The sequence below is a fragment of the Mesorhizobium sp. CU3 genome (assembly GCF_006442965.1).
GTDB lineage: Bacteria > Pseudomonadota > Alphaproteobacteria > Rhizobiales > Rhizobiaceae > Mesorhizobium.
Map to the genome: position 1 here is coordinate 18526 of NZ_VFWX01000026.1, position 16222 is coordinate 34747.

The window sequence follows — 16222 nt, forward strand, 5'->3', positions numbered from 1 at the left end:
ATAGCCAAAAACGACAGGCCAGCGACAGGCAGGCCGAGACATCAGGGAGCACGCCATGGACGCGGCAGTCGATGCGGGCGCTGGCCAATTCGAACTCAACGAGGAACAACGCGCCATCCAGGAGATGGCCCAGGCGTTCGCCGCCGACCGGGTCGCGCCCAACGCGCTCGACTGGGACAGGGCAAAGCACTTTCCCGCCGATGTAATCCGCGAGACCGGCCCGCTCGGGCTCGGCGGCATTTATGTGCGTGACGACGTCGGCGGCTCGGCGCTTGGCCGGCTGGATGCGGTGCTGATCTTCGAGGCGCTGGCGCATGCCGACCCCGCCTTCTCCTCCTTCATCTCGATCCACAACATGGCGGCCTCGATGATCGACCGCTTCGGCTCGGACGAACAGCGCCGGCGCTTCCTGCCGAAGCTGACCTCGATGGAATGGCTGGCCAGCTATTGCCTGACCGAGCCTGGCTCCGGCTCCGATGCCGCGGCGCTGAAGACGCGCGCGGTGAAAAACGGCGGCGACTATGTCTTGAACGGCGCCAAGCAGTTCATCTCCGGCGCGGGCGACAGCGACCTCTATGTCGTGATGGCGCGCACCGGCGCCGATGGGCCGAAAGGCATCTCGACCTTCGTCGTGCCGAAGGATGCGCCGGGCCTTTCCTTCGGCGCTAACGAGCACAAGATGGGCTGGCACATGCAGTCGACCCGTCAGGTCATCTTCGAGGACTGCAAGGTGCCGGCCGACAACCTGCTTGCCGCGGAAGGCGCCGGCTTCGGCATCGCCATGGCCGGCCTCGACGGCGGCCGGCTCAATATCGCCGCCTGCTCCCTGGGTGGCGCGCAATCGGCGCTCGACAAGGCGCTGGCTTACACGGGTGAGCGCAAGGCGTTCGGCTCGAAGATCAACCAGTTCCAGGCCCTGCAATTCAGGCTGGCCGACATGGAAACGGAGTTGCAGGCCGCGCGCATCTTCCTCTATGCCGCCGCCTCGAAGCTCGACCGCAAGGCGCCCGACGCTGGCAAATGGTCGGCGATGGCCAAGCGCTTCGTCACCGATATCGGCTTCGACATCGCCAACCAGGCGCTGCAATTGCATGGCGGCTACGGCTACCTGCACGATTACGGCATCGAGAAGCTGGTGCGCGATCTTCGCGTTCACCAGATCCTCGAAGGCACCAACGAGATCATGCGTGTGATCATCGCGCGCACGCTGATTGGCCGCTGACACAACATTTGGGAGAAAACGATGGCAACCATCGCCTTCATCGGCTTGGGCAACATGGGCAATCCCATGGCTGCCAACCTGGTAAAAGCGGGGCATGCGGTGCTCGGGTTCGACCTGATGCCGGAAAACCTCACCGTCGCTCGTGAACACGGCGTAACGGTTATGGCTAACGCAGCCGCCGCGGTGAAGGACGCGGACGTGGTCATTACCATGTTGCCGGCCGGCAAGCATGTGCTCTCTGTCTACGAGGACATTGCGCCGAACGCAAAAAACGGCGCTCTCTTCATCGACTCCTCGACCATCGACGTCGAATCGGCCCGCAAGGCCCACGCGATTGCAGCAAAGCACGGCTTGCCCTCGATCGACGCGCCCGTCTCCGGCGGCACCGGCGGTGCGACGGCCGGGACGCTGACCTTCATGGCCGGCGGGTCCGACGCAGCTTTCGCCGCCGCCGAGCCGATCCTGAAGCCGATGGCCGGCCGCATCGTCCATTGCGGCGGCGACGGCGCCGGCCAGGCGGCCAAGATCTGCAACAACATGATCCTCGGCATCTCGATGATCGGCGTCGCCGAGGCCTTTGTGCTCGCCGAAAAGCTTGGGCTTTCGCACCAGGCGCTGTTCGACGTCGCCTCGACTTCATCGGGCCAATGCTGGTCGCTCACCACCTATTGCCCGGTGCCGGGCCCGGTTCCGGCCTCGCCGGCCAATCGCGACTACAAGCCCGGCTTTGCCGCGGCGCTCATGCTCAAAGACCTGAAACTGGCGCAGGAAGCGGCCGAGGGCGCGGGCGCCGTAACGCCGCTCGGCGCCGAGGCGACGCAGCTTTACGCGCTTTTCAACGCGCAGGGCCACGCCGGCGTCGATTTTTCCGGCATTATTAATTTCCTGCGCGGCAACCGGGCATAAGCTACTGCTTTCAAAAGATTATTTTTAGAGTTAGCGGGCATGAAGCCGGCAAATTTAGATTTGCTTAAGGTCTCGCTAACGCACCGGTAACGATGTGCCTCTAAAACGGACTGCGAGGCGGACATTCACGCCGCCCGGCGCTCCGGATCAGGTCTCGCGTACCGGAGCCCGTAAGTTTCGCAAGTATCTTGTAGCGAAATGCCAAGCGTATTCTGGCAGAGCCGCGTTCCCGTTGGGACGCGGTTTTTGCTTTAGAAGCATCCCGCAAGAGAGCCAGAAATTGGACCGGGCGCCCAATCGATGAGCGCCCGAAGTGATTCGTTTATCGCTTGCGCAGATCCGCATCAGCCAGATCGAGCGCCTTGGCGATGCGCTCGCAGGCCATGTCGATCGTGTCGCGAGTCCAGATCAGCGGCGGCGACAGGATCATCGTGTCGCCGGTGGCGCGCAGCATCATGCCGTTGGCGATCGCATGGTCACGCACCACGACGGCAGCACTTCCGGACGGCAGATAGCGTTCCTTGGTCGCCTTGTCCTTGACGATCTCGATCGCGCCCATCAGGCCGATCGAGCGCACCTCGCCGACCAGCCTGTGGCCGGCGATCCGCTCCTGCAGCGCCTGCGCGAAATAGGGACCGGTATCGTTCTTGACGCGCTCGACCAGGCCTTCCTTCTCGATGATCTCGAGGTTCTTCAGCGCCACCGCGCAGGCCACCGGATGACCGGAATAGGTGTAGCCGTGATAGAACTCGCCGCCCTTCTCGACCAACGTCTTCGCGATACGATCGCCGACCAGCAGCGCCGAAAGCGGCTGGTAGCCGGAGGTCAGCGCCTTGGCGGTGGTGATGGTGTCGGGCTCGATGCTGAAGGTCTGCGCGGCGAACCATTCGCCCGTCCTGCCATAGCCAGTGATGACTTCGTCCAGCATCAGCAGCACGTCGTATTTGCGGCAGATGCGCTCGACTTCCGGCCAGTAGCTCATCGGCGGGATTTTGACGCCGCCGGCGCCCATTACCGGCTCGCCGATGAAGGCGGCGACTTTGTCGGCGCCGGCTTCGAGGATGGCGTCCTCGACCGCCTTGGCAGCGCGGATGCCGAAATCATGGTCGCTCTCGCCGGGCAGCGCCAGCTCATAGGCGTAGGGCATCATCACATGGACGATGTTGGGCACCGCCCCGCCGAGCTGCTTGTGCATCGGCTCCATGCCGCCGAGGGACGTGCCGGCGATCGTCGAGCCGTGATAGGCCGACTTGCGCGAGATGACGCGGTTCTTCTCCGGCTTGCCTTCGAGCGCCCAGTAGTGGCGCACGAGCCTGAGCGCGGTGTCATTGGCCTCCGAGCCCGACGAGCCGTAAAAAACCTGGCTGACATGCTTGGGAGCCAGCTCCGCCAGCTTCTTCGACAGAAGCACCGGCGTCGGCGTCGAGCATTTGAAGAAGGAGTTGTAGTAAGGCAGCTCCTTCATCTGCGCGTAAGCCGCCTCGGCCAGCTCGTCACGGCCATAGCCGACATTGACGCACCAAAGGCCTGCCATGCCGTCGAGGATTTCGGTGCCGTCGGCGTCGTAGATGAACGGCCCCTTGGCGCTCGTGATGATGCGCGAGCCCGCCTCGCGCAGTTCCTTGTGGTCGGTGAAGGGGTGCAGGTGATGCGCGGCGTCGATCTGCTGAAGCTGCTTCAGCGAATAGTTCTGATAGGTCATGGATTTGATCTTTCCTCTTTGAATCAATCCGGCAACGGCCGGGGCGGATTCGTCAGAGGCAGCGAGGCGGCGAATAGCCTATTCGGGCGCATAGACGCAAAAGCTCGGCGCGAAGGGTCCGCGGCGACGGCGTCACCGCGCCCCCGAAGGCGCTATGTATGCTGATGCGGACCATGCAGGCAGCTTATGCCGCCTGAGGCCCAAAATTCAAGCCATGCCGGTCAGGCATCGCCTCCTAGCGCCCGTTTCAGGAACATATAGCGCATCGCCGTCTGCGCCGCTTGCGGCAGGCGGTCGCCGCGCCCGCCATGACCGCCCTCGGTCTCTTCATAGAGAAGCGTCCTGGCATGGCCCGTCTCCTGCAGCTTCGCCGCCATCTTGCGGGCATGTCCGGGATGGACGCGATCATCGGCGGTCGAGGTCATCAACAGCACCGGTGGATAGGCAACACTCGCCACGACATGCTGATAAGGCGAATAGGCGCTGAGCCAGGCAGCCTCCTCCGGCTTCGCGGGATCGCCATACTCGGCGATCCACGAGGCGCCGGGCGGCAGTTCGGTGTAGCGCAGCATGTCGAGCAGCGGCACGTCGATAATGACGGCGCCGAACAGTTCCGGCCGCTGCGTCAGCGACACGCCGGTGAGCAGGCCGCCATTGGAGCCGCCCTGGATGCCGAGCTGTGCCCCCGTGGTGATGCCGCGCGTGACCACATCCTCGGCAACCGCGGCGAAATCGTCATAGGCGTTCTGGCGCTTGCCCTTCAGCGCCGCCTGGTGCCAGGCCGGACCGAACTCGCCGCCACCCCGGATATTGGCCTGGATATAGGCGTTGCCCTTCTCCAACCAAAGCCGGCCGCGCACGCCGGCATAGCCTGGCAAAAGCGGCACTTCGAAGCCGCCATAACCATAGAGCAGCGCCGGCACCGGTCCCTTCTGGTCGCGACGCCTGACCACGAAATACGGGATCATCGTGCCGTCCTTCGAGCGCGCCTCGAACTGTTCCGAAACAAAAGGCGAGGCATCGAAGCGGGCCGGCTGCGACTTCACCGTCGCCAGCGTCTCGCCATCGTCGTCCGACCAGATGATCGAGCTCGGCGTTAGGAAATCGGTGAAGGAGAAGGACACGCTGGAGCCGAAATGCTCGGCATGGCTGATGCCGACATTGCCGTTGTCGGGCAGCGCAATCGGCTTCAACGACCAGCCCCCGGCCGTGCGGTCGCAGGCGATCACCTTGCCGCGCACATTGTCCATCAGGTTGATGAACAGCCGGTCCTGCGTCCTGGCAAGCCCGGCGACCGAAACGCGATGCGATGGCGTCAGTACGGTTTCGAAAGGACCGAATTCGCCGGTCTCGATCCAGCGGTCGAAATCGACGGAGTAAAGCCCGTCCGGCAGGCAATGCGTGCCGTCCGGCGCCGTCCATGGGCTGCGCACCCCGAAAACGAGTTGCCCTTTGAAGATCGCCGTGTCGCTGGCGTCGTCGGGCAGCGGAATGCGCCTGTTCTCACCCGAGGCCGGCCGCAGAAAGCTGTGCGAGGTAAAGAAGTCGATCGTCCTGCCGAGCAGCACATGCCGCTTGTCGCCGTCATATTCGACGCCGGCACCGACCGCGAGGTCCTGCTTCCCGGCCTCGAAGATCGGCGTCGCATCCTCCAGCTTGGCGCCGCGCCGCCAAAGCTTGATCACGCGCGGATATCCGGACTGGGTCTTGTCTTCTTCCTCGAAGGCCGCCGAGACGATCACCGTGTCCTTGTCCAGCCAGGAGAAGCCCGACTTCGAGGCGCGCGCGGAAAAACCGCCATCGACGAAGGACTTTGTCGCTATGTCGAACTCGCGCATCTCGCTGGCGTCGCCGCCATCCGGCGACATGTAGAGCAGGCAGCGGTCGAAATCAGGATAGAGCCGGCTCGCCCCACCGAACACCCATTTCACGCCCTCCCTGGCCGATAGCTGGTCGAAGTCGAGGATCGTTTCCCAGTCCGGCTTGTCGGTCTTGTAGGACGCGACCGTCGTGCGCCGCCAAAGTCCAAGAGCATTGGTCTTGTCCTGCCAGAAATTATAGACGTAGCCGGCAAGTGCGGCCCCGACCGCGATATTGTCCTCGGCCGTCATCAGGTCGAGCGCAGTCTCGAACGCGGCCTGATAGGCAGGGTCGCCCTGCAATTCGCCGACCGTCAGCTCATTCTGGCCGTGGACCCAGTCCAGCGCTTCCTTGCCGTTGCGGTCCTCCAGCCACAGGAAAGGATCATCGGCCGCCGATTGGGGCTGGGCTTTGCTTATCTTGCTGGTCATGCGGGTCTCCGGATTATCGTCTGGCGGGTTGTTGCCTACATCGCGTCCGCCGCGCGGATATTCAAGTCCGCCAGGCGAGATCGGCTCGGTCGCCAGCGACGCGTCAGGAGCGGCGGCGCTGGAATGATCGATACAGCGCGAAGCTGACAAGCAGCGCGTCGAGGCCAACGATCACCACGGGCAGTCCAAGCGGCCCTATCGCCTGCATCAGCGCGCCTGCCCCCGGCGGGCCGACGATGCCGCCGACGCCCCACATCAGGGCGAAGGCGGCATTGCCGGCGACCAGGGTCGTGCCCTTGAAGCGGTTGCCGAGCTCGATCAGCGCCATGGTGTAGACGCCGTAGCCGACCGCCCCCATCACCACCAGCACCGGCCAGACGAAGGACGTGGCGATCAGCAGCGGCAGCGAGATGGCGCAGCTGGCGGTCGCGAGCGCACAGACAATGATCATCGCCCGGCCGCCGAAACGCTCGGCCATCAGCCCGAGCGGAATCTGCAGGATGATGTTTCCGAGCGACAGCGCCGTCACCAGCGCCGCCTGCCTGGCTTCCGGCAGGCCGAAACCGGAACCGAAGACCGGGATCAGCGAATAGGTGCTCTGCTGCACCGCCGCCGACACCAGCACGGCCAACAGCAGCGCCGGCGCCAGCCTGGCAAAACCGGCGACTCCGCCCGACGATTGCCCGTCATCCTCGAAGCCGGTCAGCTTCGCGGAGACGGCGCGTAGGATCAGCGCGCAGAGCAGAAAACCCGCTATCACGGCGATGAAGGGCGGCCAGCCACGGCTGCCGACCGCAATCAGGATTATCGGACCGGCTGCATAGCCGGCTCCCATCAGCGCATTGAACACGCCCATCACCCGGCCGCGTCGCGACGGCGGCGCCAGCGACAGCGCCCAGACTTCGCCCAGCACATAGAGCGGATTGATGGCAAAGCCGACCAGGAAGCGGATGACGAACCATGCCGCCCAGTTCTGCAGATAACCGATGGCAAGGAAGCAGAGCGCGCCGGCAAGCGCGCAGCCGACGCCGAGATTGCGCGCGCCGAAGAGGCGCACGGCAACCGGCACGAAAGAGGCCGACAGGATGAGGCCGACCGGCATCATCGCCGCCGAAAGCCCGATCAGCGCCGGCGAAATCCCCTGCCGCTGCATGAGCAGCGTGAACAGCGGATAGGAAAGCCCCTGCGCCGCGCCGAACATGGCAAGCGCCGCCGTGACGCCGGCAAGCGCTGCCCATTGCGGGGATTTTTCTGCGGTCTGGGTGGAAGCGGTCATCGTGGCTCGCGGGTCGTGGTCACCGCCCATATCAGCGCCGAAGCCCCGCCGGATGCCTCAGCAAAGGCAATTCGGCAAGCCAGCCGGCTGCCCTTCCGGCATGTCGCTTCCCTCGCTGTAGTGGTCGCCGCCTCCTTACCGGCTGCATTGCCGCCGGTCCATTATGCCGCCAAATTCGGACCCTCACGAGGCATTTCATGACCGCCGCCCTTCATCCCGCCGAGCCGGCATTGGCAACCGATCGCGCCCGCCGTGGCGGCCGCGCGGGCAAGCGCGCCGGCGGCTCGGCCGCTTTCGAGCAGCCGGCCTTCCGGCAGTTGAAGAACCCGCTGACGCCGACGAAGCTGGTCTCCGACGACGAGCTGGAATCGATCCACCTCGCCTCGCTGCGCGTCTTGAAGGAAATCGGCGTCGACGTGCTGCATGACGAGGCCCGCCGCATCATGAAGGCGCATGGCGCTGACGTGCGCGAAGGCTCGGAGCGCGTGCGCTTCGACAGCGACATGATCCTCGAGCTGATCGCGCACTGCCCGTCCGAATTCACGCTGCATGCCCGCAACCCGGCGCACAATCTGCGCTTCGGCGGCAACAACGTCATCCTGTCGATGATGGCCTCGGCGCCGAACTGCTCCGACCTCGACCGCGGCCGGCGGCCCGGCAACCAGGCCGACTACCGCAACTTCCTGCGGCTGACGCAGATGCACAACATCCTGAACTGCACGGGCGGCTATCCGGTCGAGCCGATCGACATCCATCCCTCGGTGCGGCACCTGGAATGCATCCGCGACCTCAGCCTGCTGACCGACAAAGTCTTCCACATCTATTCGCTCGGCAAAGAGCGCAATGTCGACGGCATCGAGATCACCCGCATCGCCCGCGGCATCAGCCGCGAGCAACTGATGGCCGAGCCGTCGGTCTTCACCATCATCAACACCAACTCGCCGCTCAAGCTCGACGTGCCGATGATGGAAGGCATCATCCAGATGTCGAGCATGGGCCAGGTCGTCATCGTCACCCCGTTCACGCTGTCGGGCGCCATGGCGCCGGTCACCATCGCCGGCGCGCTGGTGCAACAGAACGCCGAGGCGCTGTCCGGCATCGCCTTTGCCCAGATGGTGAAGAAGGGCGCGCCGGTCGGCTATGGCGGCTTCACCTCCAATGTGGACATGAAATCCGGCGCACCGGCCTTCGGTACGCCCGAATACATGAAGGCGCAACTCGTCGGCGGCCAGTTGGCGCGACGCTACAACATCCCCTACCGCACCTCTAACACCTGCGCCGCCAACACGGTCGACGCGCAGGCCGCCTATGAAAGCGTCTTCTCGCTGTGGGGCGCCATCCAGGGCGGCGGCAATCTGATGATGCACGGCGCCGGCTGGCTGGAAGGCGGCCTGCGCTGCTCCTATGAAAAGACCATCCTGGACATCGACCTTCTGCAGATGGTGGCCGAGTTCCTGACCCCGCTCGACATGTCCGAGGACGCGCTCGGCTTCGACGCCATCCAGTCGGTCGGTCCGGGCGGGCATTTCTTCGGCACGCCGCACACACAGGCGCGCTACAAGACCGCCTTCTATTCGCCCATCGTCTCCGACTGGCGCAATTTCGAGAGCTGGACCGAAGCCGGCTCGCCGACGGCGATGGAACGGACCAACAAGGTCTGGAAGGAGCGCCTTGCCTCCTACGAGGAACCCTACATGGACCCCGCCATCCGCGAGGAGCTCAACGACTTCGTCGAAAAACGCCGTGCCGAAGGCGGCGCGCCGACGGATTTCTGATCATCTGGGTTGGGTGGCCGCCCGACCCTCATTTCTGACTCCACATTGCACAAGACGGACCTATCTTCATGAAATCCCACGTAAAAGCGGTTGTCATCGGCGGCGGCGTCGTCGGCTGTTCGGTGCTCTATCATCTGGCCAAGGCCGGCTGGACCGACATCATGCTGATCGAGCGCTCGGAACTGACCTCCGGCTCGTCCTGGCACGCGGCCGGCGGCTTCCATACGCTGAACGGCGATCCCAATGTCGCCAAGCTGCAGGCCTATACGGTCCAGCTCTACAAGGAGATCGAGGAACTATCCGGCCAGTCCTGCTCGCTGCATCTCACCGGCGGCGTGATGATGGCCGATACGCCGGAGCGCATGGACTTCCTGCGGCTGGCGCATGCCAAGGGCCGCTATCTCGGCATGGACACCGAGTTGATCACGCCTTCGGAAGCCAAGGCTATGTTCCCGCTGATGGACGAGACGAACTTCGTCGGCGCCATGTGGGATCCCGTCGAAGGTCATCTCGATCCGTCGGGCACGACAATCGCCTACTCCAAGGCGGCGAAGAAGCTTGGCGCCGAGATCGTGCTGCGCAACCGCGTCGTTGATCTCACCCAGCAGCCGGACGGCACCTGGAACGTCGTCACCGAACAGGGCACGGTGCATGCCGAGCATGTCGTCAATTGCGGCGGCCTGTGGGCGCGCGAGATCGGCCGCATGGTCGGTGTCGAATTGCCGGTGCTGGCGATGGAGCACATGTATCTCTTGACCGAGCCGATGCCGGAGGTCGAGGAGTTCAACAAGTCGACCGGCCGCGAGATGATCGGCGTGCTCGACTTCAAGGGCGAGATCTACACCCGCCAGGAGCGCAACGGCATCCTGCTCGGCACCTATGAGAAGGCCTGCAAGCCGTGGTCGCCGGTCAACACGCCCTGGGATTTCGGCCACGAACTCCTGCAGCCCGACATCGACCGCATCGCGCCGTCGCTGGAGATCGGCTTCAAGCATTTCCCCGGCATCGAGAAGGCCGGCATCAAGCAGATCATCAACGGCCCCTTCACCTTCGCGCTGGACGGCAACCCGCTGGTCGGCCCGGTGCAGGGTCTGACCAATTTCTGGTGCGCCTGCGCCGTCATGGCCGGCTTCAGCCAGGGTGGCGGCGTCGGTCTGGCACTGTCCAACTGGATGGTGCATGGCGATCCGGGCTTCGACGTCTGGGGCATGGACGTCGCCCGTTTCGGCGAATGGGCCGGCCTGCGCTACACCAACGCCAAGGTGCGCGAAAACTATTCGCGCCGCTTCTCGATCCGTTTCCCCAACGAAGAACTGCCGGCCGCCCGTCCGGCGCAGACGACGCCGCTCTACGACACCATGCTCGCCAACAACGCGGTCATGGGCGACTCCTGGGGCCTGGAAACCCCGCTCTGGTTCGCGCCCAAGGGCTCGGAGCCGAAGGACATCGTCTCCTTCCACCGCTCCAACGATTTCGGCCCGATCGGCGAGGAAGTGCGTGCCACGCGCGAAAACGTCGGCGTCACCGAGATCGCCAACTTCGCCAAATACGAAGTGTCGGGACCGGGCGCCGAAGATTTCCTCAACCGGCTGATGACCAACCGCATGCCCAAGGCCGGCCGCATCGTGCTGACCCCCATGGTCAACGAATTCGGCAAGCTGATCGGCGACTTCACCATCGCCAAGTCGGGCGAGGACCGCTTCATGATCTGGGGCTCTTCCGCAGCGCAGAAATACCATATGCGCTGGTTCGAGAAGCATTTGCCCAAGGACGGTTCGGTGCGCATCCACCGCTTCGACCAGACGCTGGTCGGCCTGTCGATCGCCGGTCCGAAGTCGCGTGACCTGCTGCAGAAACTCGTCGATGTCGACGTCTCGACCAAGGCCTTCCGCTTCATGGATTTCCGCGAGATGGCGGTCGGCGGCGCGCCCTGCATGGTCAACCGCATCACCTATACCGGCGATCTCGGCTACGAGATCTGGATGGCGCCGGCCTATCAGCGCCTGGTCTACAAGGCGATCAAGGATGCCGGCGCCGAATTCGGCCTGGTCGACTTCGGCATGCGCGCGCTGCTCTCGATGCGTCTCGAAAAGAACTTCCCGACCTGGTTCCGCGAGTTGCGTCCGATCTACGGCCCGTTCGAGGGCTCGATGGACCGCTTCATCAAGCTGGAGAAGAACGACTTCATCGGCCGCGAGGCATCCGCCAAGGAGCACGCTGAGGGGCCAAAACTGCGCCGCGTCTCCTTCATTGTCGATGCAGCCGACGCCGACGTGATGGGCGACGAGCCGATCTGGGCCAAGGTCGGCAAGGACTATGGCACGGTGGAAAAGCCGCATGGCTATGGCGCGCCGCGCTTCGACACCTCCGGCAAGGAAGTGCGCGGCTCCAAGGCCGCCGAAGGCGCGTCCGCGGTGCGCGGTATCGTCGACGGCGAATGGCGCGTGGTCGGCTGGGTGACGTCCGGCGGCTATGCGCATTACGTCCAGAAGTCGATGGCGCAGGGCTATGTGCCCGCCGCCCTTGCCGAGGACGAAAGTGCGGGCCTGTTCGAGATCGAGATCCTCGGCCACCGCCGCCCGGCCCGCATCAATGTCGAGCCACCCTTCGATCCGAGCGGCGAGAAGATGCGAACCTGAGGTCTAACCATGGACGGCGCAGCGCCCAAGGGAGGCTTCGGCCGCCACCGCAAGATCATGCCCTTCGAGCCGGGCTCGGTCGAGGCGCTGCGCGAGGCCTCACGCGAGAAGGCGGCCTCGCTCAACCAGCATGTGCTGGGCTATGGCGCGCAAGCGGAAGCCGAATGGGCGGCCGCCGGCATCGGCGCGCCCGATCTGCCGGCGATGCGCAAATACCGGCTGGAGCGCATCCGCGCCGAACTGAAGCGCCGCGGCTATGCCGGCGCCCTGCTCTACGACCCGGTCAACATCCGCTATGCGACCGACTCGACCAACATGCAGCTCTGGGTCGCGCACAATCCGACCCGCCACTGCTTCGTCGCCACGGAAGGGCCGGTGGTCCTGTTCGACTATTTCTCCTGCGAGCACCTGTCGGACCATTCCGGCGTCGTCGACGAGGTGCGGCCCGCCGTCTCGTGGATGTATCTTTACGGCGGCGAGCTGACCGAGCAGAAGGTGCGCCGCTGGGCCGGCGGCATCGCCGAGCTTGTCGCCGAACATGGCGGCGGCAACCGCCGCATCGCCATCGACCACGTCAATCCGGAAGGCGTCGAGGAACTCGCCCGGCGCGGCATCACGGTCGGCAATGGCGAAGCGGTGATGGAGAACGCCCGCCTCATCAAGTCGCCGGACGAGATCCTTGCCATGCGCCGCTCGATCGTCGCCTGCGAGGTGGCGATGGGCGAGATGGAGACGGCGCTCAAGCCCGGCATTTCCGAAAACGAGCTGTGGGCGGAGCTGCATCGCGGCAACATCGCGCGCGGCGGCGAGTGGATCGAGACGCGGCTGCTGTCGTCGGGTCCGCGCACCAATCCCTGGTTCCAGGAATGCTCCTCGCGCATCATCGAGAATGGCGACCTCGTCGCCTTCGACACCGACCTGATCGGTCCCTATGGCTTCTGCGCCGACCTTTCGCGCACCTGGCTCTGCGGCGACAAAAAACCATCGAACGAGCAGCGCGACCTGTTCCGCATCGCCGCCGACCAGATCGCCCACAACACCGAATTGATGCAGCCGGGCGTCTCTTTCCGCGATCTTGTCGAGCGCTCCGCCGTGCCGCCGGGCGACTGCTTCCCGACCCGCTACGGCGTGCTCTATCACGGCGTCGGCCTGGCCGACGAATACCCGACGCTGCCGCATGCCGCCGACTGGACCGCCGACACGCCGGACGGCGTGCTCGAGCCCGGCATGGTGCTGTGCGTCGAAAGCTATATCGGCAGGCTGGGCGGGCGCGAGGGCGTCAAGATCGAGGAGCAGATCCTGATCACCGGGACCGGCAACGAGAAGCTGTCAGCCTATCCGCTGGATGAGCGGCTGCTCTGAGCCGCCTTCGACCGCCGCGACTGCATCGCGCATCGCGGCAACGATCTTCGCCGGTGTCGTCCTGGCGGTGATGTAAGGCAGGCCCTTGCGCTTTGCCGTCCAGCCGACCACCTTCACGCCCTTCGCCGCCGGCTCGAAACGCCGCGCCAGCGCCCAGCTCTCGCAGTCGATGGCGGCGATATCAGCCCTGCCCTCGGCGACCGCGACGATCGAGGCGCGGTGGCCGCCGCTCTCGCTGCGCGAGGAAAAGATGTCCAGGCTTTCGCCCATCGCTTCGAGGTCACGCGTCAAGCCGAGCAATCCCGACATCGAATCCGGATTGTTGAAGGCGAAGCGCCTGCCGCGGATGAGATCGAGCGGGATCAGGGCCTTGCCATCCTTGGGCGAAGGGGTCGAGGGCCCGCCATCGGCAGGCATGACCAGCGCGCTGGAGTAAAGTTCTCCTTGTCCGCCCTCATACGCATAGTAGTTGGGTTGGGCGATCACCTGCACATGCCGGGCAAGGCCGAGTTCCATCGGTCCCCAGCAGGTCTGCCCGAAGAGCAGCGCCGGGCTCAGCCAGAACGCGTGAAAATCGAACTCGTCCGGGGGCAGCGTTGCCGGATCGGGCGCCATGATGGCGCCTGCGGCATCGCGAATTCCGCCCGGCGTCGCCGGCAGGTCGCCATTGCGCCGCACGACCGTCTCAGGCGCATCGATGCCTCTCTGCCGGAAGGCGTCGCGAAGCCTGGCCCACTGCGCGTCGACGTCTTCGCGCACCTCAGGCCAGTCATACATCGGCAGAGCCGCAACGAATTCACTCATGCCGGTATCCAACCGTAATGTCTTGAAAAAGGAGCGCTGAAACACGGCATCGGGTCACAGATATTCGACGCCGCAGGCCGCTGCGGAGTTCATTCCTTCGGTGGCTCGGCCGGCACCGGCGCCGTGCCCAGGCCGTTGACGTTGCGCGCCCGGATGCGCGGCTTGAAGGCGCGGCCCGGCTCCGGCGCGCGCCGCAGCACCGGATGTACCAGCGGCTCCTTGGCCTTGAAGGCATGCGCCTTGAGCAGCGCGAAGTAGTTCGGATAGGCATAACCGTTGTTCATCCGCAGCCACTCCTCGCGGCGCTCGCGGAACAGCTTCGGCAGCCTGTACCAGGCAATCGTCGGGCTCTTGTGATGAACGAAATGCAAATTGTTGTTGAGGAACAGGAAGGACAAAGGCGAACGCTCGACGATAACCGTGCGCCCTTCCGGATGCTCCGACCATTGGTGCTCGGCATAGGTGCGGATCGAGATCAGCGACTGGCCGAGCCACACCGGCACCAGAATGTAGAGCCAGAGCGGGATGCCGAAGCCGAAGGTCACGATCGGGACCACGATCGCAATGCCGATGGCGTGCAGCAGCCAGGCGTTGCGGATCGCCTTGTCGCCGGCGGCGATCTGCTTGGCATCGTCGATGAAGAAACCGACCGACGAGAGCCATGGGCCGAGGATGAAACGGCCGACCATGGTATTGTTGAGCTTCAGCAGGAATTTCATCGCCGGCGGCAATTCCTCATGCATCCACAGCGCCTGATAGTAGCTTTCCGGATCGTCGAGCGGGTCGGTCAGCCGCTCGTCGGCATGGTGACGCAGATGAATGGTCTTGAAGCGGCGGAACGGCCAGACCAGGCCGATCGGCAGGAAGACGAAGGCCTCGTTGATGCGCGCGTTGCGAGTCGGATGGCCATGCAGCACTTCATGCATGATCGAGGATTGCAGCGCTGCGAGAAGCGCCAGGGCGCCGAGCGCCAGAAGCGGGTAAGAGGGCCAAAGCAGGAAGCCGGTGGCAAGCCAAGCGCCGTAGCAGAAGAGTGTGACAAAGACCGTCGGCCATTCGATGGCCGGTGCACTGCTGCGTCTCTTGTTCATGCCAGGATTCATGCTTGCCATGCTATCGACCACTGCCTTCCAGTCGCCGGAACCCGTTTGATTCCTGACAGCATTGTGTCAGGAGCCTTCCGTTGCCGCAACGCGACAATGCGCACAAACTGTTGCGAATGCGCATTTTTGGCTGCATATGTTATGCATTGTAAACAAATATGGGGATTCATTTCCGCCTGAGCCATGTTCAATACGGCTCCGGCGCAAATTTTTCCTCTCCGAAGCGGGAGCGGCGTGATGGACAAGCGCGATCTGTCGACGACCTTTCGAGAGCGCCTGAAAATGCTCTTGACACGCTCCGACTTGAACCAGTCGGCCTTCGCCACGGCGGTGGGCATCGATCGCTCGGCGCTGTCGCAGCTGCTGTCCGGCGCCTCGACCCGCCTGCCCCGCGCCGAAACGCTTCTCAACATCGCCGCCGAGTTCAAGGTCTCGCTCGACTGGCTGCTGGGGCTCTCCCAGGACGAAGGCGTCACCGGCGAAATCCGCGAGAGCCTTGAGATCGAGGAAGCGCCGGACGGCTTCGACCGCACGCTGCTTGCCAAATGGCATTCAGAGGCGGCGGGCACCAAGATCCGCTACGTGCCCGCGGGTATCCCCGACCTTCTGCGCACCGAAGCCCTGGTCGAATACGAGGCCGGAATAACCAACAAGAGCCGCGAGGCGCAGGCCGGCGAAACGCAGTACCGCATCGACTACAACCGTCGGCCGGAGACCGACATGGAGGTCTGCATGCCGCGCCACACGCTCGAGATCTTCGCGCGCGGCCTGGGTGTATGGGACCGTTTTCCCGAAGCCGAGCGCCGCGAACAGCTGCTGCACATGGCGACGCTCCTCGATGACCTGTACCCGACCTTCCGCCTGTTCCTCTATGACGGCCGCATGCGCTATTCGATCCCCTACACTATCTTCGGCCCCTACCGCGCCGCGATCTATGTCGGCGACATGTATCTGGTGCTGAACGCCACCCAGCCGATCCGTACCTTGACCAGCCATTTCGACAATCTGATCCGCGCCGCCGACATCAACGCGCACGAGGCGGCGAGCTTCGCGCAGAAACTGGCCGCAATGTCCTTCCCTTCAGGCTCTGCCTGAGAGTCGCCGATCTCGGGTAATCCTGCAGGAATACCGCTCAAACGGAG

11 protein-coding genes are annotated in these 16222 nt (G+C 64.4%); 6 read left to right on the forward strand and 5 right to left on the reverse strand.

Translation table 11 applies throughout. The annotated features are described in order from the left end of the window. Positions 1-55: 55 nt before the first annotated feature. Entirely contained in the window at positions 56-1222 is a 1167-nt protein-coding gene (locus FJ988_RS29145; protein WP_140822571.1) for an isobutyryl-CoA dehydrogenase, read from the forward strand. Positions 1223-1243: 21 nt separating this feature from the next. Beyond that, positions 1244-2128: a 3-hydroxyisobutyrate dehydrogenase gene (gene mmsB, locus FJ988_RS29150; protein ID WP_140822573.1), complete on the forward strand. Its 885-nt coding sequence runs from the start codon at positions 1244-1246 to the stop codon at positions 2126-2128. A gap of 322 nt (positions 2129-2450) precedes the next feature. Here the strand turns inward: mmsB and FJ988_RS29155 are convergent, their stop codons facing one another. The 3 genes from FJ988_RS29155 to FJ988_RS29170 all read right to left on the reverse strand — a co-directional run bounded on the left by FJ988_RS29155 (position 2451) and on the right by FJ988_RS29170 (position 7397). Further along, positions 2451-3830 (reverse strand): aspartate aminotransferase family protein, encoded by a 1380-nt coding sequence (locus FJ988_RS29155; protein WP_140822575.1) that lies wholly within the window; start codon positions 3828-3830, stop codon positions 2451-2453. Positions 3831-4051: 221 nt separating this feature from the next. Next, positions 4052-6121: a prolyl oligopeptidase family protein gene (locus tag FJ988_RS29165; protein ID WP_140822579.1), complete on the reverse strand. Its 2070-nt coding sequence runs from the start codon at positions 6119-6121 to the stop codon at positions 4052-4054. A gap of 103 nt (positions 6122-6224) precedes the next feature. Continuing rightward, a complete protein-coding gene (locus FJ988_RS29170) occupies positions 6225-7397 on the reverse strand; it encodes an MFS transporter (RefSeq protein WP_140822581.1) in 1173 nt (390 codons plus the stop codon). A gap of 197 nt (positions 7398-7594) precedes the next feature. Here FJ988_RS29170 and FJ988_RS29175 point away from each other — a divergent pair, with 197 nt between their 5' ends. The 3 genes from FJ988_RS29175 (at position 7595) to FJ988_RS29185 (ending at position 13173) form a co-directional block, all read left to right on the forward strand. After that, complete coding sequence (locus FJ988_RS29175; RefSeq protein WP_140822583.1) at positions 7595-9172, forward strand: trimethylamine methyltransferase family protein; 1578 nt, start codon at positions 7595-7597, stop codon at positions 9170-9172. A 68-nt stretch (positions 9173-9240) separates the two neighbouring features. Next, positions 9241-11811, forward strand: coding sequence for an FAD-dependent oxidoreductase (locus FJ988_RS29180; protein ID WP_140822585.1), 2571 nt, complete (start codon positions 9241-9243; stop codon positions 11809-11811). A 9-nt stretch (positions 11812-11820) separates the two neighbouring features. After that, positions 11821-13173, forward strand: a complete 1353-nt coding sequence (locus tag FJ988_RS29185; protein ID WP_140822587.1) for a Xaa-Pro peptidase family protein — start codon at positions 11821-11823, stop codon at positions 13171-13173. Here FJ988_RS29185 and FJ988_RS29190 read toward each other — a convergent pair. Next, positions 13141-13977: a phosphate/phosphite/phosphonate ABC transporter substrate-binding protein gene (locus FJ988_RS29190; RefSeq protein ID WP_140822589.1), complete on the reverse strand. Its 837-nt coding sequence runs from the start codon at positions 13975-13977 to the stop codon at positions 13141-13143. The genes FJ988_RS29185 and FJ988_RS29190 overlap by 33 nt on opposite strands. An 89-nt stretch (positions 13978-14066) precedes the next feature. After that, positions 14067-15068, reverse strand: a complete 1002-nt coding sequence (locus tag FJ988_RS29195) for a fatty acid desaturase (RefSeq protein WP_140822591.1) — start codon at positions 15066-15068, stop codon at positions 14067-14069. A gap of 249 nt (positions 15069-15317) precedes the next feature. Between FJ988_RS29195 and FJ988_RS29200 the strand changes: the two genes are divergently transcribed. After that, entirely contained in the window at positions 15318-16175 is an 858-nt protein-coding gene (locus FJ988_RS29200; RefSeq protein ID WP_140822593.1) for a helix-turn-helix domain-containing protein, read from the forward strand. Positions 16176-16222: the final 47 nt, after the last annotated feature.

Excerpts from the sequence above, each read along its gene's own strand:
- FJ988_RS29185 (WP_140822587.1), top strand. The coding sequence starts at position 11,821 with ATGGACGGCGCAGCGCCCAAGGGAGGCTTCGGCCGCCACCGCAAGATC.
- FJ988_RS29180 (WP_140822585.1), top strand. The coding sequence starts at position 9,241 with ATGAAATCCCACGTAAAAGCGGTTGTCATCGGCGGCGGCGTCGTCGGC.
- FJ988_RS29155 (WP_140822575.1), bottom strand. The coding sequence starts at position 3,830 with ATGACCTATCAGAACTATTCGCTGAAGCAGCTTCAGCAGATCGACGCC.
- FJ988_RS29195 (WP_140822591.1), bottom strand. The coding sequence starts at position 15,068 with ATGAACAAGAGACGCAGCAGTGCACCGGCCATCGAATGGCCGACGGTC.
- FJ988_RS29165 (WP_140822579.1), bottom strand. The coding sequence starts at position 6,121 with ATGACCAGCAAGATAAGCAAAGCCCAGCCCCAATCGGCGGCCGATGAT.
- FJ988_RS29175 (WP_140822583.1), top strand. The coding sequence starts at position 7,595 with ATGACCGCCGCCCTTCATCCCGCCGAGCCGGCATTGGCAACCGATCGC.
- FJ988_RS29170 (WP_140822581.1), bottom strand. The coding sequence starts at position 7,397 with ATGACCGCTTCCACCCAGACCGCAGAAAAATCCCCGCAATGGGCAGCG.
- FJ988_RS29200 (WP_140822593.1), top strand. The coding sequence starts at position 15,318 with ATGGACAAGCGCGATCTGTCGACGACCTTTCGAGAGCGCCTGAAAATG.
- FJ988_RS29190 (WP_140822589.1), bottom strand. The coding sequence starts at position 13,977 with ATGAGTGAATTCGTTGCGGCTCTGCCGATGTATGACTGGCCTGAGGTG.
- mmsB (WP_140822573.1), top strand. The coding sequence starts at position 1,244 with ATGGCAACCATCGCCTTCATCGGCTTGGGCAACATGGGCAATCCCATG.
- FJ988_RS29145 (WP_140822571.1), top strand. The coding sequence starts at position 56 with ATGGACGCGGCAGTCGATGCGGGCGCTGGCCAATTCGAACTCAACGAG.